This is a genomic window from Nocardioides oceani (assembly GCF_030412965.1).
GTDB lineage: Bacteria > Actinomycetota > Actinomycetes > Propionibacteriales > Nocardioidaceae > Nocardioides > Nocardioides oceani.
In genome coordinates, this window is sequence record NZ_JAUHJQ010000005.1 from 98,058 (window position 1) to 118,639 (window position 20,582).

Genomic DNA, 20,582 nt, shown 5'->3' on the forward strand with positions numbered 1-20,582 from the left:
CCGGGGCGAGCGCGGTTCCGTCCGACCCGGACTTCCTGGCACTAGCGTGCCGGGGTGCGCCTCAAGCCCGGACGACCCGACCTGCACCGGCACGCCTCCCGCCACGACGTTCCGCCCGCGGCGGAGGGCGTGCTCGGGGTGACGTTCCTCGGCGTCTCGACGCTGCTGGTCTCCGACGGCACCTCCGCGGTGCTCACCGACGGCTTCTTCTCCCGGCCGGGGCTGCTGCAGGTGGGGATCGGCCGGATCGCCCCCGATCCCGCGCGGATCGACACCGCGCTGGCCCGCGCGCTCGGCGACGCCGGGGTCGACCGGCTCGAGGCGGTCGTACCGGTGCACAGCCACTACGACCACGCGCTCGACTCCGCCGTCGTCGCCGAGCGGACCGGCGCGCTGCTCGTCGGCGGCACCTCCACCGCGAACGTCGGTCGCGGCGGCGGGCTCGCCCCCGACCGGGTCCGCGTCGTCTCGTCCGGCGACACGCTCACCTGCGGCTCGTTCACGCTGGCCTTCGTGGCATCGGCCCACTGCCCGCCCGACCGCTTCCCGGGCACCATCGAGGCACCCGTCGTGCCGCCGGCCCGCGCGGCGGCGTACCGCTGTGGTGAGGCGTGGTCGATCCTGCTCACCCACGTCCCGTCCGGGCGGACCGCGCTGGTGCAGGGGAGCGCGGGGTACGTCGCCGGGTCGCTCGCCGGCCACCGGGCCGACGTCGTCTACCTCGGCGTCGGGCAGCTCGGCGTGCAGCCCACGGCGTACCTCGAGGCGTACTGGGAGCACACCGTCCGCGCCGTCGGCGCGCGTCGCGTCGTGCTGACCCACTGGGACGACTTCTTCCGGCCGCTCGACCGGCCGCTGCGCGCGTTGCCGTACGCCGGCGACGACCTCGACGTCACCATCCGCACGCTCGACCGGCTCGCCACCGCCGACGGCGTCACCGTGCACCTGCCGACGCTGTGGCGGCGCGAGGATCCTTGGTCGGGGCTGCCCGGCTGACCGCTCAGTCCGCGGCGCGCTCGCAGTAGAGCGAGACCACCATGTCCCCGGACAGGTCCGGGAAGCCGGTCGTGTGGTTGAGCACCGTCCAGCCGTCGTCGAGCATCGTCAGGACGCTGTCGGGAAGCTCGAAGGCCGTCGCGGTGCCTGCGGTCGGCATCTCCGCCGCGGTGATCCGGACCAGGACGAGTCGGCGTTCGGTCATGCCGCGAGCCTACGGACGCCGCCCCTCGAGGATCGCGCGGGTCGGCTCGTCGGCCGGGAAGAACGCCTCGATCGCCAGCTCGGAGAGGGTCACCTCGCGCGGGGTGCCGAAGACCGTGGTCGTCGAGATCAGGGACAGCACCGTGTCGGCCCCGACCCGCAGCCGCAGCGGCACGACGAGCGACGCCGCCGGTGCGGGGTCCACCCGGCCGTCGCGGGCCAGCTCGAGCAGTGCGCCGACCCCGGCGTCCCCGCTCGCCTCGTGCTCACGCCGGAGGCGCTCGGCGAGGTGGGCACGCCACTCGGGGAGGTTCACGATGCGGGGCGCGAGCCCCCGCGGGTCCAGCGACAGGCGGATGACGTTCACCGGAGGCGCGAGGACGTCGTCGTCGAGGTCGCCGAGCAACGCGTAGAGCGCGTCGTTCGCCGACACCAGGTCCCAGAGCCGGTCCAGCACGAGCGCCGGGTAGGGCTCGTGCGCCCGCAGGATCGTCTCCACGGCCGCGCTCACCTCCGCCATCGGCGGGTCGCCCAGGCGGTGCTCGGGGTGCGCGGGGGCGTGGCCGGCGGCCAGCAGCACGCGGTTCTGCTCACGCAGCGGCACGTCGAGGTGCGCGCAGAGCCGCAGGACCATCGCGGGTGTCGGCCGGCTCCGCCCCGTCTCGATGTAGCTCAGGTGACGCGTCGAGACGTCCGCGCGGCTGGCCAGGCCGAGCTGGGAGAGGTGCCGTCGCTCCCGCCACTGGCGGATCAGGGCTCCCGCCGGCGCGTTCACCCTCCCGACGCTAGCGGCGGCACGCCGGTCCCGCCATGACCTCCGACGTCATCGACGCCGTCACCTCCACCGCGGTGTCATCGACGCCCACCCCGAACGACAGGAGACCGACATGCACACCACCGAGACCGACCCGCGCACGGCTCGCGCCTACGCCGTGGCCTACCTCCGCGACGTCAGCGTCGGGCCGGCGATCATCGACTACCTCCAACGCATCGACGAGTCGATGGCGCCGTACGGCGGTCGGTTCCTCGTGCACGGCGGCGCCCTCACGCCGCTCGAGGGCACGTGGGACGGCGACGTCGTGGTCCTGGAGTTCCCCGACGTCCGGACGGCGCAGGACTGGTACGCCTCGCCGGCCTACCAGGCGATCCTTCCGCTCCGCACGGAGAACTCCTCCTCGATCGCCTGCGTCGTCCAGGGCGTCCCCGTGGGCTACCGCGCCACCCACAAGCTCGACGAGCTCGTCGGTCGAGGCGCCACCGCCTGAGCGGGCTCGTCCGCCGCGCACAAGGCCGAACGTCGGTCCACGAGCCGACGACGCGCGGGCACGCCTGTGCCCCGCCGACTGCTCGCTTCGGCGGGGTGCGGGCTGGGTGGCTATGGCTGGGGAGGACCGGGTGGCGGCTCGGGGCCGAGGTCGTGGGTGCCTCGGTGGTCGACGCGATAGGTGAGGCCGGTCGGACTGCGCCACTCGTAGGTCCCCGGCGCTGGTGACTGCTGTGACCAACCGGCGTGGGTCTTGGCGCGGTGGTGCCTGCGGCAGAGGGGCGCGATGTTCTCGGTCGCCGTGGGGCCGCCCCTCGAGTGGGGTACGACGTGGTCGTCGTCGACCTTGCTGTTGGCGTGGGCGGGTCGGGTGCACCACGGGAAGACGCAGTGGTGGTCGCGGAGCCGGGCCTGCGTCGAGAGCCGGTCGGGGACCTCGTAGGCCTCGACGTGGATGCGCTCGGCCAGGTCGACGATCGGCTTGACGGTGATGGTCTTGCCGGCGTCACTGCGGGCGGCTCTTGTGCACCAGTCGGCCAGCTGGCTGGTGAGCACGAACCCGCGCGTGTTCTCCACGCGGGTGAGCGGATCCAGGGCCCCGTCGGGGTGCTGGTGGACGTGGACCACGAGGGGCTTGGGGTCGGTGTCGAACTCCAGGCTCAGCTGGCGCCGCGCCATGTCGCCCAGCGCAACCGACCGGCGGGCGTCGAGGGTGTCGGTGCAGCCGAGTGCCTCCAAGCGGGCGGCGCCCTTGGTGAGTGCGTCGTCGAGGTCGAGGGCGTCGGCGAGGTCGAGGGTGGCCCAGACGTCGACGTGTCCGTCGAAGGAGACCTGGCGGGACTGGATGGTCACGTGCCGGGCCTCAGCGCGTTCGGTCGCGACGCGTTCGGCCTCCTCGGGGTCGAACCGGACCAGCGCCTCCTCCAGCAGCCGCTCCAGGGCAGCCGGCCCGATGGTCGAGGCGACCGGCGCGACGTGGGTGTCGACGAACGCAGCGCCCTTCTTCGGCAGGTGCAGCGTGCGGCGGGCCAGCGAGCGGGCTTTCCACGCGGGCAGGTCGAGGTCGGTGACCTTCTTCCACAGTCTCGGGAGGCGGTAGCGCAGCTCCAACGCCTCGGCCAGGTACGCGCGGCCGGCGTCCTCCGACTTCCCGAGACCGGCAGCGAACTCCACGACCGCGAACTCGGTCACGAACGGACCACCCTCGCCGGCGAGGCAGACGGGCTTGTCGCCGAACCCTCGAAACACCGACCAGGTCGCTGCCTCGTCCAACGACTCCGCGGGGTGCAGCACGCACCACTGGACGGCTGCCTCGAGGAGTCGGGCCTCAGCGGCGTTCGCGGCTTTCTGCTCCTGGCGCGCGAGGCTCAGCACGTCGGCTGGGGTGTCCAGCGGGTGCTCGAGCGTCGCGGTCAGGGCCATGCCTCATTCTACTCGAACGCGTGTTCGATAGCAATGGTCGGTGCACAGCTCTTCGCGACGGATGTGGCCGAGGGCGGCGGCCAGAAAGCCGGCAGCGGACCGCAACCCACGGCGTACCCGGCCCCGTAGCTGCCAAGGACCTCAACCACCCACCGCCCGCAGGTCGGAGGTCGGCTGGCGGGGGTTTCGACACGCTCGCTTGCGCTCGCTGCTCAACCAGCGCGTGGTCAGCGGGCCGGCAGTGGACCGCGACCACGGCGTACCCGGCCCCGTAGACGCCAAGGACCGCAACCACCCGCGGCCCGCAGGTCGGAGGTCGGCTGCCGGGGGTTTCGACACGCTCGCTGGCGCTCGCTGCTCAACCAACGCGTGATCCGCGAGCCGGGAGCGGGCCGCGACCACGGCGCACCTCGCCCGGTAGCTGCCAAGGACCACAACCACCCGCGGCCCGGAGGCCGAAGGTCGGCTGCCGGGGGTTTCGACACGCTTGCTGGCGCTCGCTGCTCAACCAGCGGGGAGCCGGGAGCGGACCGCGACCAACGGCGCACGCCACCCCGTAACTGCCAAGGCCCGCAACCACCCACGGCCCGCAGGTCGGAGGTCGGCTGGCGGGGGCTTCGACACGCTCGCTGGCGCTCGCTGCTCAACCAGCGCGGAGCCGGCAGCGGACCGCGGCCAACGGCGTGCCTCGTCCTATAGCTGCCAAGAGCCGCAACCACCCACGACCCGCAGGCCGGAGGTCGGCTGGCGGGGGTTTCGACACGCTCGCTTGCGCTCGCTGCTCAACCAACGAGTGGTCCGGGAGCGCCGGCGGCGGACCGCAACCCACGGCGTACCCGGCCCCGTAGCTGCCAAGGACCTCAACCACCCGCGGCCCGCAGGTCGGAGGTCGGCTGCAGGGGGTCTCGACGCGCTCGCTGCTCAACCAGCGGGAAGCCGGCAACGGACCGCAACCCACGACGTACCTGGCCGCGTAGCTGCCAAGGGACCGCAACTACCCACGGCCGCAAGGCCGGAGGTCGGCTGCCGGGGTTTCGACACGCTCGCTGGCGCTCGCTGCTCAACCAGCGAGTGGTCCGCGAGCCAGGAGCGGACCGCGACCCACGACGTACCTGGCCGCGTAGCTGCCAAGGACCGCAACCACCCCCGGCCCGCAGGCCGAAGACCGGCCACCGGGGGTGTCGACCCGCTCGCCGGCGTTCCCTGCTCGACCAGCGAGAGTCGGCCGCTCAGTCCCGCACGAGCGCGCTGGGGGAGAGGTCGCGGTGGTGTCCGACGCCAGCGATGGCGAGGGTGATCTCGAGCTCGGCGAGGAGCGTGCGGAGCATGTGCCGGACGCCGGCCTCCCCTCCGAGCGCCAGGCCGTGCACGTACGGCCGGCCGATGACGACGGCCTCGGCCCCCAGGGCCAGTGCCCGGTAGGTGTCGGTCCCCGTGCGGACGCCCGAGCCGAACAGCACGGCGAGCTTGCCGCCGACGGCATCCGCGATGCGCGGCAGGGCGGTGATCGTCCCCGCGGCGGCGGGACCGCGGCGCCCGCGCTCGTTCGAGACGACGATGCCGTCGAGACCACGGTGGACCGCCCTGCGCGCGTCCCGCACGTCCTGGATGCCGCCGAGGACGATCGGACCGTCCCAGGCCCTGCGGATCGCTGCGAGCGCCTCCCAGCCCTGCCCGGGCTGCGGGGGAGAGATCACGAGGTGGGTGCACCCGCTCACCCGCGCGCGGGTGAGCAGCACGGGGTCGGGGCCGCCCCGGTCCGGCCAGTCCAGGCCGAACCAGCGCTGGCCGGTGAGGGCAGCCACGGCGACCTCCTCGAGCGAGGTGCTCGCACGTGAGGAGTGGACGTAGGTGAGCCCCAGCCCCGCTGCCGCGCGGGCCGAGGCGATCTCGCCGGCGGGGTGCGCCTCGGTCTGGCCACCGACCGGGCCGAGGATGACCGGGGCCGGCATCGTGACGCCGAGCACCGTCGTGCCGAGGTCACGCTCGGCGCGGTCCACGAACATCCGCGGGACGATCCGCCACGCGGACAGCGCACGCGCGTTCGCTCGTACGGCGGCGGCGCCGCCCGCCCAGGCGAGCAGGTGCCGCCGCGCGGCCTCGGACAGCACCTCCGCCGCGGCGGCCTCGAGGTCGGACAGGTTCGTGGTGAAGATCGGCGTGATGCCGGCCGTCATCCCGGCGAGGTAGATCTCTGACTGGTAGCTGCCGAACGGTGCGCCCGGGCCGACGGGGAGCGGCGACTCCGGTGACTCCGGTGACTCCGGTGACTCCGGTGACTCCGGCGACCTCGGCGACCTCGGCGACCTCCCGGGGACGCCGGGAGTCGCACGGGCCGGCGCCACCACCGGGCGCGCGGCCGACGCGGGCGACGCGAGGAGGCCCGCGGCGGCAGTCGCTGCGGCAGTCGCGGCGGCCACCTCGAGGAACTGGCGACGAGTGTGCTCGGACATGTCTGGTCTCCGCTTCAGCGCACGCGGGTCAGGGCGGAGCGGGACAGGGCGCGGTGACTGCGGAGACCCGCCTTGCGGACCTCCTCCTCGAGCTCGTCGACGAGCCTCCGCATCACCGTGCGGGTGCCCCGCTGTCCGTCCAGTGCGAGGCCGTACAGGTAGGGCCGGCCGACCAGCACCGCGTCGGCGCCGAGCGCCAGCGCCTTGAAGGCGTCGCGGCCCGTGCGGATCCCGGAGTCGAAGAGGACGGGCATCGTGCCGCCGACCGCCTGGACGATCGGCCCGAGCGCGTCGAGCGACGCGATCGCCCCGTCGACCTGGCGTCCGCCGTGGTTCGAGACGACGATGCCGTCGATCGCGTGCTCGACGGCGAGCTCGGCGTCGCGCGGGCTCTGGATCCCCTTGAGCAGCACCGGCCCGTCCCAGTGCTCGCGGACCAGCGGCAGCTGCTGCCAGCCCAGGCCAGGATTCTGGAAGACGCCCGAGAACGCGATGCCGGCCGGCAACGCGGCGAGCTCTGCCGGCACGGGCATGTGCTTGCGCCGGAAGACCGGGTCGCTCGTGTAGTTCGCGATGCCCTTGTTCTCGAGGAAGGGCGAGTACCCGAGATCGAGGTCGATCGGCCGCCAGCCGAGCAGCGTCGTGTCGAGCGTGATGACCAGGTGGGTGTAGCCGGCCGCCCTCGCGCGGCGCAGGAAGGACACCGCCAGCTCGTCGTCCGTGGGCCAGTAGAGCTGGTACCAGCGCGAGCCGTCGCCGTTGGCGGCCGCCACCTCCTCCATCGGGTAGGCGCCCTGCGTCGAGTGCAGGTACGTCAGCCCGAGCTCGGCCGCCGCGCGGGCGCTGGCGAGGTCGCCGTCCGGGTGCGCGAGCGTCTGCACGCCGACCGGCGCGAAGAGCACCGGCGCGGGCATGCGCGTGCCCAGGATGGTGGTGGAGAGGTCGACCTCCGCCGGCTTGCGGCCCCGGTGCCGCTTGATCCTCCAATGCCGGAACGCCCCGGCGTTGGCGCGCGTGGTGTCCGCGTCCCCCGCCCCGGCACGGATGTAGGCGAGGGCCTCGGGGCTCAGGCTGTCGGCGGCTTGCGCCTCCAGCTGCGAGAGGTCGCCGGGGATGGTGCCGGCGGCGACGGGCGGCGTCATCGCGGAAGATTATTCGGAGCAGCCGAGCACGGGCAAGGTCTCTCGGGGGACGGTCGGGTGCCTGGCTTGATGCGGACGGGCTGGCCTGTAGGCCGGGTTCTGTCCCCGGGCCCCTCGCGGGGCGTCGGGGGGCGACCATCCATCTACGAGCGCCGTTGCCGACGCCCTCCAGCGGTCTACCCGTGCACTCGGGCGGGCAGCCCTCGGACGTGCACGCGTCGCGGGCGGACCCGCGACTTCTTGACCTTGCTCCGGGTGGGGTTTGCCGAGCCGGCCCGGTCGCCCGGGTCGCTGGTGGTCTCTTGCACCACCGTTTCACCCTTGCCGCCCGGCCGGAGCCGGGTGGCGGTCTGTTCTCTGTGGCACTTTCCCGCGGGTCACCCCGGGTGGGTGTTACCCACCACCCTGCCCTGTGGAGCCCGGACCTTCCTCGCCGCACCCGGAGGTGCGCCGCGGTCGCCCGGCCAGCCCGTCCGCGGGCCAAGGATCGCACACCGCGAGGGTCGGCGCGCGACGTAGGTTGGGGACATGGAGGAGCCGACGCACCAGCCGAACCAGGAGCCGCACGAGCTGAAGGCGCCGCCGCTGGTCTTCCCGGGCCAGCGCGGCCACGAGTCGGCGTACCGCACCGCCCACGACCTGCTCGCCCGCCGTGCCCCCGTCGAGGCGCTCGAGGTGATCGAGCCCGCGCTGGAGCAGGAGCCGAGCAACACCGGCCTGCGGTCGCTGCGCGCGTGGGCGTTCCTGCTGCGGGCGCAGCTGGGGCGTGCCGAGGAGGAACTGGCGTCGCTGGTGGCCGAGAACCCCGACGACGACTGGGCGCGGCACGCCCTGGGCCGTGCGCTGGAGCGGCAGGCGCGGCTGGTCGAGGCGCTGCCGCACCTGCGGCTGGCGGCCGCGATGAGCGGCGACCCCGAGCACGAGGTCGCCGTGCTCCGGGTGGAGCGGCGCCTCGCCGAGACCGGCCAGGCGTCGTACGACGACCTGACCTGAGCGCGCGGGTACCTTCGGGCCATGAGCGAGCCCGAGGAGTACTGGTTCTGCGTCAAGCACCACCGCGTCGAGACCAAGGACAACCTGTGCCCGAGCCGGCACCGGCTCGGTCCCTACCCCTCGGCCGCCGAGGCGGAGCGCGCGCTGGAGAAGACCCAGGAGCGCAACGAGGCCTGGGACAACGACCCCGACTGGAACGACGACGCCGACGCCGCCCCGGGTGACGCCGGCAGCGGGGACTGAGGCTTGGCTCTCTCCCGACGCCGCAGGGTCCGCCCGCAGCGGTCGGACGTGGTCTCGCCCCGCCCGTTCATCGGCATGGGCCTGGTCGCCACGGCGTTCTTCCCGTACGCCGCGAGCGGGCTCCTCGCCCCGTGGTGGGCGGTCGTGCTGTTCGTCCTGGTCTGGCTCGGCGCCTTCGCGCTCGCCTGCGCGTGGTGGACCCCGCACCCCGACCGCCTGCCGTGGCTCGGCGCGGGCACGCTCGTGCTGTGGTTCGCCCTGGTCACCGCCGGCGGCGTCCTCCTCGGCTGGGGCGGCTGACCGCCGGGGTCATCCCCGCCGGGGCAGCCCGAGCCGCCGCACGACCTCCTCGGCGGCCTCCGCCGCGGACAGCGCCGAGGTGTCGAGCCGGGTGTGCGGGTGGTCGAGCGGGAACGGCTGGTCCGGCCCGGTCGAGAGGACCTGCTGCTCGTGGGAGTCGAGCAGGTGTGCCCGCGCCCAGGCGGTGTCGCGCTTGGAGGGCTTCGCGGCCAGCCGCTCCGGCGTGCCCTCGCGCGCCAGCCGCGTGTCGAGGTCGGACCAGAGCTCGACGAAGTCGACCCGCCCGCCCGCGGCCGGCACGGGTGCGACCAGCTCCTCGACGTACGCCGCGTCGCGCGGGTCGTCGAGCAGCCAGACGTAGGTGAACACCAGGCCGGGGAGGTCGGCGGCGACCGCCTCCTCGATCACCCGCCGGCGGAACTCCTGCTTGAGCGTCTCGAACGGCGGCGTGCCCCAGTCGAAGACCTCCAGCAGCGGCTCGATCGTGGCGTGGTTGTGGAACAGGCGGTACGGCGTCCGCGCGGCCAGCTGGCGGCCGACGCTCATCTTCCCCACGGCCTGCGGCCCGAACAGCATCACCAGGTGCACGCGCCCAGCCGACCACGAGCGACCGGTTCGCGCGAGCGGATTCGTCTCTGCGACACCCGTGTCCCACGCAGGCGTAATTGCGTAAGTAGACCGAAAAAGTGTGGTTAGATCCTCCCGCGCCGCTCGGGGCGTCGTCCACGTCCGTCCAGCAGCAGGAGAGCCGCGCATTATGGTCCAGCTCGAGGGTCGCCCCGTGCCCCCGACCACCGCGACTCCCGAATCGCGGCGCACCGAGCGCGCCACCCGGCGGCGTACCCGCCTCCAGCGCCTGGCGGTGCACGGCGCGTCGCTCGCGGCGCTCCTGCTCGGGTGGTGGCTGGTCACGCGCACCGGCCTGGTCCGGCCGCTGTACCTGCCGCCGCCCGCCGACGTGTGGGACGCGTTCGTCCGCGCGAACACCGACCACCCGATCAGCCCGGGCTCGGACCGCATCGTCCGCGGGGAGCAGAACTACTACCTGTGGGAGCACCTGCTCGCCAGCCTGCAGCGGATCGCGATCGGCGTCGGCGGGGGAGTGCTGCTGGGCATCCCGCTCGGGCTGCTCATGGGCACCACCTGGCTCGGCGTCGTCCTGGAGCCGTACCTCAACTTCCTCCGCTCGCTGCCGCCGCTGGCCTACATCGGCCTGCTGATCGTGTGGTTCGGCATCGGCGACACCTCGAAGATCTGGCTGCTGTTCCTCGCCGTCTTCCCGCCGGTCGCGATGGCGACGATCAGCGGTGTGCGGGGCGTCCGAGAGGACCAGCTCAACGCGGTGCGGTCGCTCGGCGCCTCGCGGCGGCAGGCCCTGACCTCGGTGGTGCTGCCGGCGACGTTGCCGGAGGTGCTGACCGGCATCCGGGTGGCGACCGGCTTCGCCTGGACCACCGTGGTGGCGGCGGAGATCGCCAACGGCATCCCCGGCATCGGCGGGTTGGCCTACCTGGCGGGCGAGCAGCTGCGGACGCCGCTCGTCATCGCCTCCATCCTCGTGATCGGCCTCGCGGCGATCGCTCTCGACCTCGGTCTGAAGCACCTGGAGAAGTCCCTCGTCCCCTGGCGGGGCAAGGCGTGAACCGGCCGCAACGGCCGCATGGAGGAGCACCTGTGAAGACACGACTGAAGCAGTCCGCCGCCGCCCTGGCGGTGACCACCCTGACGCTGGCCCTGACCGGCTGCGTGGAGTCCGGACGCAGCAGCGCCACGAACGAGACGGACGCCGCGCAGGCGTCGGACTGCCCGTGGGAGGCGGACGACTCGATCACCACCACCGCCCGGATCGCGTGGCAGGCGATCCCCAACGCCGACGTGGTCGTCAAGGACCTCGGCCTGCTCGAGGCGTGCATGCCCAACGCGGAGATCTCCTGGGTCCAGGCCGCGTCCGGCGGGGACGTGGTGAAGTACTACGGCTCCGGCGACGTCGACCTCGGCCTGATGGGCTCTTCTCCGGCCACCATCGCCTCCTCCGAGCCGGTCGTCCGCGACGTCGACCTGGCCGTCGTCTGGATCCACGACGTCATCGGCGAGGCCGAGTCGCTCGTGGTGCGCGACCCCGAGGTGATCGACCTCGCCGGGCTGGAGGGCGGGAGGATCGGCGTGCCGTTCAGCAGCACCGCCCACTACTCCCTGCTCCAGGCGCTCGCCGAGGAGGGCCTGGACCCGGCGACGGACGTCGAGGTCATCAACCTCGACCCCGAGAAGATGCCCGGCGCCTGGCAGGGCGACCAGATCGACGCCGCCTGGGTCTGGGACCCGGTGCAGAGCCAGCTGCTCGAGGACGGCGGCACCCGCATCCTCTCCAGCGCGGACACGGCCGAGGCGGGTCGCCCGACCTTCGACGTCGGCACCGCGGACCGCACCTTCGTCGCCGAGAACCCCGAGTTCATGGCCCAGTGGGCCAAGGCCCAGGACCACGCCGTCGGGCTCATCCAGGACGACCCGGCTACGGCCGCCGAGTCGGTCGCGGTCGTGCTCGGGATCGACCCGGCGGACGCCGAGAAGCAGTTCGCCGGGCTGTCCTACCTCCGCGCCCAGGAGCAGGTCGACTACCTCTCCAGGTCCTTCCCGAAGGACCTGCTGACCACGGCCGGCTTCCTGCTCGACCAGGGCGGCATCGAGGCCGTCGGCACGCCGGAGCAGTACGCCGAGCACGTCGACGCGGGCCCCGCCCGGAGCGCCGTCGGTGGCTGAGCAGGCACCGTCGGCCTCCCGGTCGATCGCGTTCGAGGGCGTGCGGCACCACTTCTCCGTGGGTGGTGCCGCCGTCCCGGCGCTCGGACCGGTCGACTTCGAGATCGAGCCCGGCGAGCTCGTGACGATCGCGGGCCCGTCCGGCTGCGGCAAGACCACGCTCCTCCGGCTGCTCGCGGGCTTCCTCGCCCCGAGCGAGGGCACGGTCTCCGTCGCCGGCCGGCGGGTGCAGGGCCCCGCCGCCGAGCGGGGCGTGGTCTTCCAGCAGCCCACGCTGTTCCCGTGGCTGTCGGTGCGGCGCAACGTCGAGCTCGGCCCACGCCTGCGCGGCGTCGGGTCGGCGGCCCGCCACGAGGTGGCCGATCAGTACCTCGAGCTCGTCGGGCTGGCCGACGTCGCCGACCACCGGCCCTACGAGCTCTCGGGTGGCATGCAGCAGCGCTGCCAGATCGCCCGGGTGCTCGCCAACGAGCCCGAGATCGTGCTGATGGACGAGCCGTTCGGGGCGCTCGACGCGCTCACCCGCGAGCGGCTGCAGGACGAGCTCCTCGCCATCTGGCGGGCGACCGGACGCACGATCCTGTTCATCACCCACAGCGTCGACGAGGCGGTCTTCCTCGGCTCGCGGGTGCTCGTGATGAGCCCGCGCCCCGGCCGGATCGTGCTCGACGAGCGCGCCGTGTTCGCCGACCGCGGCGAGCGGGTGCCCGACGAGGAGGTCCGGGCGCTGCCGGCGTACGTCGAGCTGCGCGAGGAGGTCCGCCGGGCCATCGCCGCCTAGGGCCGGCCCGCCGGGGTCAGCGGAGCCGGGTCAGCGGGGGCTCACGCGCAGCAGCCGGTCGGCGCCGGAGCCGTTGTCGGTGGTGACGAGCAGGTCGCCGTCGGGCGCGTTCACGACCGAGCGGATCCGGCCGTACTGGCGCAGCGCCGCGGGCGTCCGCGAACCCTTCAGCCGCCCCTTCGCGTCGAAGCGGAGGAACAGCACGCGCTCGCCCTTCTGCACGCCGACGGCGAGCATGCCGGCGTACGCACCCCAGCGCTTGCCCTGCACCCAACTGGCGCCGGAGGTGGCGATGGTGGGGTTGCCCGAGCGCCAGCGGGCGCCCTGCTGCTTGCCCGGCAGCGACTGGTCGGTCATGGGGACGTCCTCGTTGTAGCCCGGGACCGGGTTCCAGCCGTAGTCGCCGCCCGCGACGAGCCGGTTGACCTCGTCGTCGCGGTAGCTGCCGTGCTCGACCGACCACAGCGAGCCGTCGGGGCGCTGGGCGAGGCCCTGGACGTTGCGGTGGCCGTAGGTGAAGACGTAGCGCTTGTTCCGGTTGCCGGCCTTCGCGAACGGGTTGCCCAGCCACGGCTTGCCGGTGCGGCGGTCCAGCCGCAGCACCTTGCCGCCGAGCGACCTCAGGTTCCGCGGGTTCGTCCCCACCGCCGCGTCGCCGGTGCCGACGAGCAGCGCGCCGTTGCGGGCGATCAGCAGCCGGCAGCCGCCGTGGCGGCCGCTGGTGGTGGGGAAGCCACTGATGAGCGTGCGGACGCGTGTGGCGGCCCCGCCTCGGAGCTTCCACGCCACCACGCGCACGTCGTGCCCGCCGCCGGCGGTGAACCCGCCCTGGCAGGTGTAGAACCGCTGGTTGTCGGCGAAGTCGGGGTCGACCTCGAGCGACATCAGCCCGGTCTCGCCGGAGACCCACACCGTGTCGCTCGGGAAGTCGACCGGCGTCGCCCGGCCGCCCTCGACGACCAGCAGCCGGGCGCGGTCGCGCTCGGTGACCAGCATCCGGCCGCCGGGGATCGGCTTGACGTCCCAGGGCTTGTCCAGCCCGGAGACCACGGTCCTCACGCGCAGCTCGGGCACGTCCCGCCCGGCCGGCGCGACCACCGGCGGACCGTCCTCCACGAGCGCGCCGGCCGGGGCCGGGGCGAGGCTGAGCAGCAACGAGGACAGCAGGCCGACCGAGAGCGCGCGCATGCCGCGACGGTAGCCGGGTCGCGGGCGGCCGAGAAGGGCCGACCGGGTCTCAGAACGTGTGCTCGGGCCCCGGGAACGTGCCCGCCCTCACGTCGACGGCGTACTCCTGGGCGGCCGCGAGCAGGACGCCGTGCAGGTCGGCGTACTGCTTGACGAACCGCGGCATCCGCGCGGTCCGCAGGCCGAAGGCGTCCTGCCAGACAAGCACCTGGCCGTCGCACCCGGCGCCGGCGCCGATGCCGATCGTCGGGATCGCGAGCGACGCCGTCACCTCTGCGGCGACCTCGCCCGGGACCATCTCCATGACGACCGCGAACGCGCCGGCGTCCTCCATCGCGCGGGCCTCCTCGAGCACCCGCTTGGCGGCCTCGCCGCGGCCCTGGACCCGGTAGCCGCCGAGCGTGTGCTCGCTCTGCGGCGTGAAGCCGATGTGGGCCATGACCGGCACGCCGCCCTCCACGAGCTTGCGCACCTGCGGCGCCATCTCGACGCCGCCCTCGAGCTTGACGGCGTGGGCGCCGGCCTCCTTCATGAAGCGCACGGCGGTGAGGTACGCCTGCTCGGGCGAGGCCTGGTAGGAGCCGAACGGCAGGTCCGCGACCACCAGCGCCCGGCGGGCCGAGCGGGTCACGGCGCGGGCCAGCGGGATCAGCTCGTCGACGGTGACCGGCAGGGAGGTCTCGTTGCCGAAGACGTTGTTCGAGGCGCTGTCGCCGACCAGGAGGACGTCGATGCCGGCCTCGTCGAAGGTCTGCGCGGCGTACTGCTCGTAGGCGGTGAGCATCGTGAACCGCTCGCCGCGCTCCTTCATCTCGCGCAGGTGATGGGTGCGGACGCGCTTGACCGGGGTGGTGCCGGACGGCTTCGCCGGTCCGGTGCCGTACGGCGCGGTCTCCTCGCTCATGGCGGGCTCCTCGGGTGTCATCTCGCAGCCTCCTGGTGAGGTCCACGGACCGCGTCCAGGCTAGTGCCGCGGCGCCCGGCGAGCGCCTGTGCCGCTCGTCACGCGGCGCGCACCCGCGCGGTCCTCAGGCGGGCGCCGCGGCTGCGTCGACGGCCGCCTCGAGGTCGGCCACGACGATCCGCCGCATGCCGAGCATCGCCTGCACGGCGGCCTGCGCGCGGGCCGGGTCGGGGTCGGAGACCAGCTCGTAGAGCCGGGTCGGCACGACCTGCCAGGACAGCCCGAACCGGTCCTTGAGCCAGCCGCACATCGACTCCTCGCCGCCGTCGGCGAGCAGCGCCTCCCAGTAGCGGTCGACCTCGGCCTGGTCGCGGCAGGAGATCTCGAAGGAGACCGCCTCGGTGAAGGGGAACTGCGGGCCGCCGTTGATGCCGCGGAAGGCGATCCCGTCGAGCACGAACTCGCCGGCCATCACCGACCCCGGCTCGCCGGGGCCGGCGTCGGTGTAGCGGCTGAGGTGGCCGACCGAGGAGTTCGGGAAGATCGAGACGTAGAACTCCGCCGCCTCCTCGAGCTGGTCGTCGAACCACAGGCAGGGGGTGATGCTGGTCGGGTGGACGGTCACGGCGTGCTCCTCGGGTCGGGTGCCTGCTCCGACCGGCGCCGCCGTCCGGACTCATCGCGGGCCATCGCACAGGCGTCGCGGAGCCGTCCCCACGCATGCCGGGCCGCGGACCTGGGAAACTCCCCGACGTGGACTTCTACTCCGCCTACGCCCACGGGTTCGCGCGCGTCGCGGCCTGCACGATGCCGATCGCGCTGGGGGACCCGGCGGCCAACGCCCGGGCCGTGCTCGAGCAGGCACGGGAGTGCTCGGAGGAGGGCGTCGCGGTCGCGGTGTTCCCCGAGCTGTGCCTGAGCGGCTACTCGGCCGAGGACCTGTTCCTCCAGGACGTGCTGCTCGACGGCGTCGAGGACGCGCTCGCGGAGGTCGTCGCGGCCTCCGAGGAGCTGCTGCCGGTCATCGTGGTCGGTGCGCCCCTGGCGCACGGCAACCGCGTCCTCAACACCGCGGTCGTCATCCACCGCGGCCGGGTGCTCGGCGTCGCGCCGAAGTCCTACCTGCCGAACTACCGCGAGTTCTACGAGCGCCGCTGGTTCGCGCCCGGCGACGACCTCGGCGGCACGACCGTGGTCGCCGGCCAGGAGGTGCCCCTGGGGGCCGACCTGCTCTTCGCCGCGACCGACGTGCGCGGGCTCGTCCTGCACGTCGAGGTGTGCGAGGACATGTGGGTGCCGATCCCCCCGAGCGCCGAGGCCGCGCTCGCCGGCGCGACGGTCCTGGCCAACCTCTCGGGCAGCCCGATCACGGTCGGCCGCGCCGAGGACCGCAAGCTGCTGGCCCGGTCGGCCTCGTCGCGCTGCCTGGCGACGTACGTCTATGCGGCGGCGGGCCAGGGCGAGTCGACGACCGACCTGTCGTGGGACGGCCAGACGATGGTCTACGAGCACGGCGAGCTGCTGGGGGAGACCGACCGGTTCCCCGACGGCCCGCGCCGCACCGTCGTCGACACCGACCTGGACCGCAGCCGCCTCGAGCGGCTGCGCACCGGCACCTTCGACGACAACCGCCGCTCCCACGCGTCGTACGCCGACTTCCGCACCGTCGAGTTCGAGCTCGACCCGCCGGCCGGCGACATCGGGCTGCGCCGCAAGGTCGACCGCTACCCGTTCGTGCCCGACGACGCCGAGCGGCTCGCGCAGGACTGCTACGAGGCGTACAACATCCAGGTCTCCGGCCTCGAGCGCCGGCTGGACTCCATCGGCCAGCCCAAGGTCGTCATCGGCGTCTCCGGCGGCCTGGACTCCACCCACGCGCTGATCGTCGCGGCCCGCGCGATGGACCGGCTCGGCCGGCCGCGCAGCGACATCCACGCCTTCACGCTGCCGGGCTTCGCGACGGGCGACACCACGAAGTCGTACGCCACGCGCCTCTCGCGCTCGCTCGGTGTGACCTTCGAGGAGATCGACATCACCGCGGCGGCCTCGCAGATGCTCGAGGACCTCGACCACCCCTACGCGAAGGGGGAGGAGGTCTTCGACATCACCTTCGAGAACGTCCAGGCCGGGCTGCGCACCGACTACCTCTTCCGGCTCGCCAACCACCGCGGCGGGATCGTCCTCGGCACCGGCGACCTCTCCGAGCTGGCCCTGGGCTGGTGCACGTACGGCGTCGGGGACCAGATGTCGCACTACACCGTGAACTCCGGCGTGCCGAAGACGCTCGTGCAGCACCTGATCCGCTGGGTGATCGGGAGCGGGCAGTTCGAGGACGAGACCAACGAGGTGCTCCACGAGATCCTCGAGCAGGAGATCACCCCCGAGCTGATCCCCACGCGCGAGGACAAGCTGCCCCAGCGCACCGAGGACAGCGTCGGCCCCTACGCCCTGCAGGACTTCACCCTCTTCCACGTCCTGCGCTACGGCATGCCGCCCTCGAAGATCGCCTTCATGGCCTGGCACGCCTGGCACGACAAGGAGGCCGGCGACTGGCCGCCCAACTTCCCCGAGCACCGGCGCGCGGAGTACGACCTGGCCGAGGTGCGCCGCTGGCTGGTGCTCTTCGTGCAGCGGTTCTTCTCCAGCCAGTTCAAGCGCTCGGCGCTGCCGAACGGACCGAAGGTCTCCGCCGGCGGCACCATGTCGCCCCGCGGTGACTGGCGGATGCCCTCGGACGCCACCCCCGCCGCGTGGCTCGCCGAGATCGAGGCGCACGTCCCGGAGGGCTGAGGCCGGGGTGGCGGGGTAGTCACGGACGTTTTCGTCCTCCGGTGTGGTCGTGGGGGACGTTTTCGTCCGTGACTATCCCCGGAACGGTGGGGGGTGGGTTGTCTCAGGGGTCTTGCGGGGGTCTTGAGGGAATGTCGGGGGTGAGGGCGGGGGTGGCTTGATGTGGGGTCGGCAGAGTTCGGGTCATCAAGGAACTGCCCCGCCGGAGAGACCGGCGGATCCCTCCCGAAAGGCTCTCTCCGATGACCTCGACCGCTGCTTCCGCTGGTTCCCGCAAGGCTGTTCGTTCCTCCCGCAAGAACCGCAAGACGCTGGCGAAGGTCGCGGCGTCGGTGGCGCTGGTGGCGGGTGCTGCGTCGGTGGCGGGTCTGGGCACGTTCGGTGCGTTCACCTCGACCACGTCGGCGTCCGAGCAGGTCGCGGCGGGTCGGATCACGCTGGGTCAGGGTGCGAGCACGCAGGGTCCGAGCATCGCGGCGGTCGGCCTGGTGCCCGGTGACACCGTGGAGCGGGACGTGGTGCTGACGCGGGGTGCGACGGATGAGAAGTTCGGGTCGGTGAAGCTGACCACGACCGGTGCGTCGAGCAACCTGCTGACCACCGACACCGTCAACGGCCTGCAGCTGGCGATCGACCAGTGCTCGGTGGCGTGGACGAAGGTGGATGCGACCAAGTCCAACGGTGCGCTGAAGTGCGCCGGCACCACGACTGCGGTGCTGGCCTCGCGTCCGGTGGTGGGTGCGAACCTGGACCTGGCGGCCGCGACGACGGCGCTGAACACCGACGCGAAGGTCGCCAACCTGCGGGTGACGTTGAAGTTCCCCGAGGCCGCGGGCAACGACTTCCAGGGCATGGGCAACACCATCAACATGGTCTTCGACGCCACCCAGCGCGCCGCCGAGAACCGCTGACCCACCTGCACGTCACCACTGCACAGCACGACCCGACCCCGAGCGGTCGCCGGCACACCGGCGGCCGCTCGCGGCATACCCGAGGAATGTCACCGCGGCGTGCAACCGCGGACCGTGCCCAGGCGTCTCCACGTCGAGCCCGGGGCACGAGGCCCCGGAGCGACGAGCAGAGAGCAGGGAGACCATGTCGTTCCGCACCGCGGCGGCGATCGCCGCCGCGTCCGTGGCGTTCACCGGGACGGTCGCGACCGGGGTGTCCGCCGCCGCGCCCGCGACGAGCGCCACCAGCACGACCACCACGAGCACGACCACCAGCAGCAGCACCGAGCCGGCGATGACCCGGCTGACCTACGACGTCGCCGGCTGCGAGGGCTGCGAGGTGCAGCTGGTCAACGGCCGGATGCCCGAGGGCGCCGACCAGCCGGTCGTGTGGTCCTCGAAGGTCAAGCGGGTCGAGGACGGCCGGGTCCGGTTCACGGTCGCCACGCGACGTACCTGGGGGATGTCGACGACCCTCCGCGCGCCCTGGGAGGGCCACACCGGCTACGTCACGACCGTCGTGCAGCGCTACCGCGGGATGGCCGTGGGCGACCGGGTCAGCTTCAGGCAGGCGCGCCACCGCGGCGTCGCCAGCTCCTGCTGGGCCGGCACGCGCGGGACTGAGGTCCGCACCGCCGTCGTCGTGCGCAAGGTGCAGGTCGACGGCGTGCGCGAGCGGGTCCCCGGCACGCTCGCCTTCACGCGCACCACGCAGGACTGGCACGACCCGATGCGCCGGGCGCCGGGCGGCGTCCTCGGCAGCCAGGACGTCGACGTCTGCCGCTGACCGACGAGCGGCTGACCACGGGCCGGGTCCGGCGGAGACCTCCGCCGGGCCCGGCCCTAGGCTGGCGCCATGGGCAAGCAGGAAGACTTCGTTCTCCGCAGTCTCGAGGAGCGTGACGTCCGGTTCGTCCGGCTGTGGTTCACCGACGTCCTGGGCTTCCTCAAGTCCGTGGCGGTGGCCCCGGCCGAGCTCGAGGGGGCGTTCGCCGAGGGCATCGGCTTCGACGGATCGGCCATCGAGGGCTTCGCCCGGGTCTACGAGTCCGACATGCTCGCCAAGCCCGACCCCTCGACGTTCCAGATCCTGCCCTGGCGCGGGGAGGGCCCCTCGACGGCCCGCATGTTCTGCGACATCGAGATGCCCGACGGCTCCCCGTCGTACGCCGACCCCCGCCACGTCCTCAAGCGGACGCTGGGCAAGGCGGCCGACCGCGGGTTCACCTTCTACACCCACCCCGAGATCGAGTTCTACCTGTTCAAGGACGCCCCGGAGGCGGGCGGCGAGCCGGTGCCGGTCGACCGCAGCGGCTACTTCGACCACACCGCGCAGTCCAAGGGCGCCGACTTCCGCCGCGAGGCGATCACGATGCTGGAGTCGATGGGCATCTCGGTGGAGTTCAGCCACCACGAGGCCGGTCCGGGCCAGCAGGAGATCGACCTGCGGTACGCCGACGCGCTGACCACCGCGGACAACATCATGACCTTCCGCACGGTCATCCGCGAGGTCGCACTCGGCCAGGGCATCTGGGCCACCTTCATGCCCAAGCCGTTCACTACCCACCCCGGCTCCGGCATGCACACCCACGTCTCGCTGTTCGAGGGCGACCAGAACGCCTTCTACGAGCCCGGCGCGCAGTACCAGCTCTCGCGCACCGGCCGGCAGTTCATCGCCGGCGTCCTGAGCCACGCCCGCGAGATCAGCGTGGTGACCAACCAGTGGGTCAACAGCTACAAGCGGATGATGTTCGGCGGCGAGGCGCCGTCCTACATCTGCTGGGGCCACAACAACCGCTCGGCGATGGTCCGCGTGCCCATGTACAAGCCGAACAAGGGCCAGTCGACGCGGGTCGAGCTGCGCACCATCGACGCCGCCTGCAACCCCTACCTCGCCTTCGCCGCGGTCCTCGCCGCCGGAATGAAGGGCATCGAGGAGGGCTACGAGCTGCCCCGCGAGGCCGAGGACGACGTCTGGTCGCTGACCGAGCGCGAGCGCACGTCGCTCGGCATCGAGCCGCTGCCGAAGAACCTCAACGAGGCGATCGCCATCGCGGAGAGCTCCGAGCTGCTGGCCGAGACGCTGGGCGAGCAGGTCTTCGACTTCTTCCTCCGCAACAAGCGCGCGGAGTGGGACGAGTACCGCGGCCAGGTCTCCGCCTTCGAGCGCGACCGGATGCTGCCGGTCATCTGAG

Annotated in this window: 21 protein-coding genes and 1 other RNA gene; 12 read left to right on the plus strand and 10 right to left on the minus strand. The window is 73.0% G+C overall.

The window, feature by feature from the left end:
- Positions 1-54: 54 nt before the first annotated feature.
- The gene (locus QWY28_RS13615; RefSeq protein ID WP_300953096.1) at positions 55-996 is read left to right on the plus strand and encodes an MBL fold metallo-hydrolase; all 942 of its coding nucleotides are present in this window, start codon (positions 55-57) and stop codon (positions 994-996) included.
- Between the two features lie 4 nt (positions 997-1,000).
- Here QWY28_RS13615 and QWY28_RS13620 read toward each other — a convergent pair whose 3' ends face one another.
- A complete protein-coding gene (locus QWY28_RS13620) occupies positions 1,001-1,201 on the minus strand; it encodes a hypothetical protein (RefSeq protein WP_300953097.1) in 201 nt (66 codons plus the stop codon).
- 9 nt (positions 1,202-1,210) lie between these two features.
- Positions 1,211-1,975: a helix-turn-helix transcriptional regulator gene (locus QWY28_RS13625; RefSeq protein ID WP_300953098.1), complete on the minus strand. Its 765-nt coding sequence runs from the start codon at positions 1,973-1,975 to the stop codon at positions 1,211-1,213.
- A gap of 112 nt (positions 1,976-2,087) precedes the next feature.
- Here QWY28_RS13625 and QWY28_RS13630 point away from each other — a divergent pair, with 112 nt between their 5' ends.
- A complete protein-coding gene (locus QWY28_RS13630) occupies positions 2,088-2,465 on the plus strand; it encodes a DUF1330 domain-containing protein (protein ID WP_300953099.1) in 378 nt (125 codons plus the stop codon).
- A 110-nt stretch (positions 2,466-2,575) separates the two neighbouring features.
- Here the strand turns inward: QWY28_RS13630 and QWY28_RS13635 are convergent, their stop codons facing one another.
- The 4 genes from QWY28_RS13635 to rnpB form a co-directional block, all read right to left on the minus strand.
- Positions 2,576-3,886: an HNH endonuclease signature motif containing protein gene (locus QWY28_RS13635; protein WP_300953100.1), complete on the minus strand. Its 1,311-nt coding sequence runs from the start codon at positions 3,884-3,886 to the stop codon at positions 2,576-2,578.
- A 1,229-nt stretch (positions 3,887-5,115) separates the two neighbouring features.
- Positions 5,116-6,339 (minus strand): alpha-hydroxy-acid oxidizing protein, encoded by a 1,224-nt coding sequence (locus QWY28_RS13640; protein WP_300953101.1) that lies wholly within the window; start codon positions 6,337-6,339, stop codon positions 5,116-5,118.
- Between the two features lie 14 nt (positions 6,340-6,353).
- Positions 6,354-7,481: an alpha-hydroxy-acid oxidizing protein gene (locus tag QWY28_RS13645; RefSeq protein WP_300953102.1), complete on the minus strand. Its 1,128-nt coding sequence runs from the start codon at positions 7,479-7,481 to the stop codon at positions 6,354-6,356.
- 72 nt (positions 7,482-7,553) lie between these two features.
- An RNA gene (rnpB, locus tag QWY28_RS13650) (RNase P RNA component class A) lies at positions 7,554-7,953 on the minus strand.
- A gap of 56 nt (positions 7,954-8,009) precedes the next feature.
- Between rnpB and QWY28_RS13655 the strand changes: the two genes are divergently transcribed.
- From QWY28_RS13655 to QWY28_RS13665, 3 genes are read left to right on the plus strand one after another with little or no spacing between them, the layout of a single operon-like run.
- Positions 8,010-8,474 carry a tetratricopeptide repeat protein gene (locus QWY28_RS13655; protein WP_300953103.1) on the plus strand — a complete coding sequence of 155 codons (465 nt, stop codon included), beginning with the start codon at positions 8,010-8,012 and terminating at the stop codon, positions 8,472-8,474.
- A 21-nt stretch (positions 8,475-8,495) separates the two neighbouring features.
- On the plus strand, positions 8,496-8,717 hold the full coding sequence (locus tag QWY28_RS13660; protein WP_300953104.1) for a hypothetical protein: 222 nt from the start codon (positions 8,496-8,498) through the stop codon (positions 8,715-8,717).
- 48 nt (positions 8,718-8,765) lie between these two features.
- Positions 8,766-9,017, plus strand: a complete 252-nt coding sequence (locus tag QWY28_RS13665) for a hypothetical protein (RefSeq protein ID WP_300953105.1) — start codon at positions 8,766-8,768, stop codon at positions 9,015-9,017.
- Positions 9,018-9,026: 9 nt separating this feature from the next.
- Here QWY28_RS13665 and QWY28_RS13670 read toward each other — a convergent pair whose 3' ends face one another.
- Entirely contained in the window at positions 9,027-9,605 is a 579-nt protein-coding gene (locus QWY28_RS13670; protein ID WP_300953106.1) for a hypothetical protein, read from the minus strand.
- Positions 9,606-9,798: 193 nt separating this feature from the next.
- Between QWY28_RS13670 and QWY28_RS13675 the strand changes: the two genes are divergently transcribed.
- From QWY28_RS13675 to QWY28_RS13685, 3 genes are read left to right on the plus strand one after another with little or no spacing between them, the layout of a single operon-like run.
- A complete protein-coding gene (locus QWY28_RS13675; RefSeq protein ID WP_300953107.1) occupies positions 9,799-10,659 on the plus strand; it encodes an ABC transporter permease in 861 nt (286 codons plus the stop codon).
- A 32-nt stretch (positions 10,660-10,691) separates the two neighbouring features.
- Positions 10,692-11,774 carry a taurine ABC transporter substrate-binding protein gene (locus tag QWY28_RS13680; RefSeq protein ID WP_300953108.1) on the plus strand — a complete coding sequence of 361 codons (1,083 nt, stop codon included), beginning with the start codon at positions 10,692-10,694 and terminating at the stop codon, positions 11,772-11,774.
- Positions 11,767-12,555 (plus strand): ABC transporter ATP-binding protein, encoded by a 789-nt coding sequence (locus QWY28_RS13685; RefSeq protein WP_300953109.1) that lies wholly within the window; start codon positions 11,767-11,769, stop codon positions 12,553-12,555. The genes QWY28_RS13680 and QWY28_RS13685 overlap by 8 nt, the downstream gene beginning before the upstream one ends.
- Before the next feature lie 30 nt (positions 12,556-12,585).
- Here QWY28_RS13685 and QWY28_RS13690 read toward each other — a convergent pair whose 3' ends face one another.
- The 3 genes from QWY28_RS13690 to QWY28_RS13700 all read right to left on the minus strand — a co-directional run bounded on the left by QWY28_RS13690 (position 12,586) and on the right by QWY28_RS13700 (position 15,272).
- On the minus strand, positions 12,586-13,743 hold the full coding sequence (locus tag QWY28_RS13690; RefSeq protein ID WP_300953110.1) for a PQQ-dependent sugar dehydrogenase: 1,158 nt from the start codon (positions 13,741-13,743) through the stop codon (positions 12,586-12,588).
- Between the two features lie 49 nt (positions 13,744-13,792).
- Complete coding sequence (gene panB, locus QWY28_RS13695; RefSeq protein WP_300953111.1) at positions 13,793-14,647, minus strand: 3-methyl-2-oxobutanoate hydroxymethyltransferase; 855 nt, start codon at positions 14,645-14,647, stop codon at positions 13,793-13,795.
- Between the two features lie 124 nt (positions 14,648-14,771).
- Entirely contained in the window at positions 14,772-15,272 is a 501-nt protein-coding gene (locus tag QWY28_RS13700) for a VOC family protein (protein WP_300953112.1), read from the minus strand.
- A gap of 95 nt (positions 15,273-15,367) precedes the next feature.
- On the opposite strand from QWY28_RS13700, the gene QWY28_RS13705 reads away from it, so the two are divergent.
- The 4 genes from QWY28_RS13705 (at position 15,368) to glnA (ending at position 20,581) form a co-directional block, all read left to right on the plus strand.
- Positions 15,368-17,437 carry an NAD(+) synthase gene (locus QWY28_RS13705; RefSeq protein WP_300953113.1) on the plus strand — a complete coding sequence of 690 codons (2,070 nt, stop codon included), beginning with the start codon at positions 15,368-15,370 and terminating at the stop codon, positions 17,435-17,437.
- Positions 17,438-17,679: 242 nt separating this feature from the next.
- Positions 17,680-18,348 (plus strand): TasA family protein, encoded by a 669-nt coding sequence (locus QWY28_RS13710; protein WP_300952132.1) that lies wholly within the window; start codon positions 17,680-17,682, stop codon positions 18,346-18,348.
- Positions 18,349-18,532: 184 nt separating this feature from the next.
- The gene (locus QWY28_RS13715; protein WP_300953114.1) at positions 18,533-19,174 is read left to right on the plus strand and encodes a hypothetical protein; all 642 of its coding nucleotides are present in this window, start codon (positions 18,533-18,535) and stop codon (positions 19,172-19,174) included.
- Between the two features lie 69 nt (positions 19,175-19,243).
- Entirely contained in the window at positions 19,244-20,581 is a 1,338-nt protein-coding gene (gene glnA / locus QWY28_RS13720; RefSeq protein WP_300953115.1) for a type I glutamate--ammonia ligase, read from the plus strand.
- Position 20,582 lies beyond the last annotated feature (1 nt).

Coding starts and splice junctions, on each gene's coding strand:
- QWY28_RS13620 (WP_300953097.1), bottom strand. CDS start 1,201: ATGACCGAACGCCGACTCGTCCTGGTCCGGATCACCGCGGCGGAGATG.
- QWY28_RS13630 (WP_300953099.1), top strand. CDS start 2,088: ATGCACACCACCGAGACCGACCCGCGCACGGCTCGCGCCTACGCCGTG.
- QWY28_RS13635 (WP_300953100.1), bottom strand. CDS start 3,886: ATGGCCCTGACCGCGACGCTCGAGCACCCGCTGGACACCCCAGCCGAC.
- QWY28_RS13640 (WP_300953101.1), bottom strand. CDS start 6,339: ATGTCCGAGCACACTCGTCGCCAGTTCCTCGAGGTGGCCGCCGCGACT.
- QWY28_RS13645 (WP_300953102.1), bottom strand. CDS start 7,481: ATGACGCCGCCCGTCGCCGCCGGCACCATCCCCGGCGACCTCTCGCAG.
- QWY28_RS13655 (WP_300953103.1), top strand. CDS start 8,010: ATGGAGGAGCCGACGCACCAGCCGAACCAGGAGCCGCACGAGCTGAAG.
- QWY28_RS13660 (WP_300953104.1), top strand. CDS start 8,496: ATGAGCGAGCCCGAGGAGTACTGGTTCTGCGTCAAGCACCACCGCGTC.
- QWY28_RS13690 (WP_300953110.1), bottom strand. CDS start 13,743: ATGCGCGCGCTCTCGGTCGGCCTGCTGTCCTCGTTGCTGCTCAGCCTC.
- panB (WP_300953111.1), bottom strand. CDS start 14,647: ATGAGCGAGGAGACCGCGCCGTACGGCACCGGACCGGCGAAGCCGTCC.
- QWY28_RS13705 (WP_300953113.1), top strand. CDS start 15,368: ATGCCGGGCCGCGGACCTGGGAAACTCCCCGACGTGGACTTCTACTCC.
- QWY28_RS13710 (WP_300952132.1), top strand. CDS start 17,680: ATGACCTCGACCGCTGCTTCCGCTGGTTCCCGCAAGGCTGTTCGTTCC.
- QWY28_RS13715 (WP_300953114.1), top strand. CDS start 18,533: ATGTCGTTCCGCACCGCGGCGGCGATCGCCGCCGCGTCCGTGGCGTTC.
- glnA (WP_300953115.1), top strand. CDS start 19,244: ATGGGCAAGCAGGAAGACTTCGTTCTCCGCAGTCTCGAGGAGCGTGAC.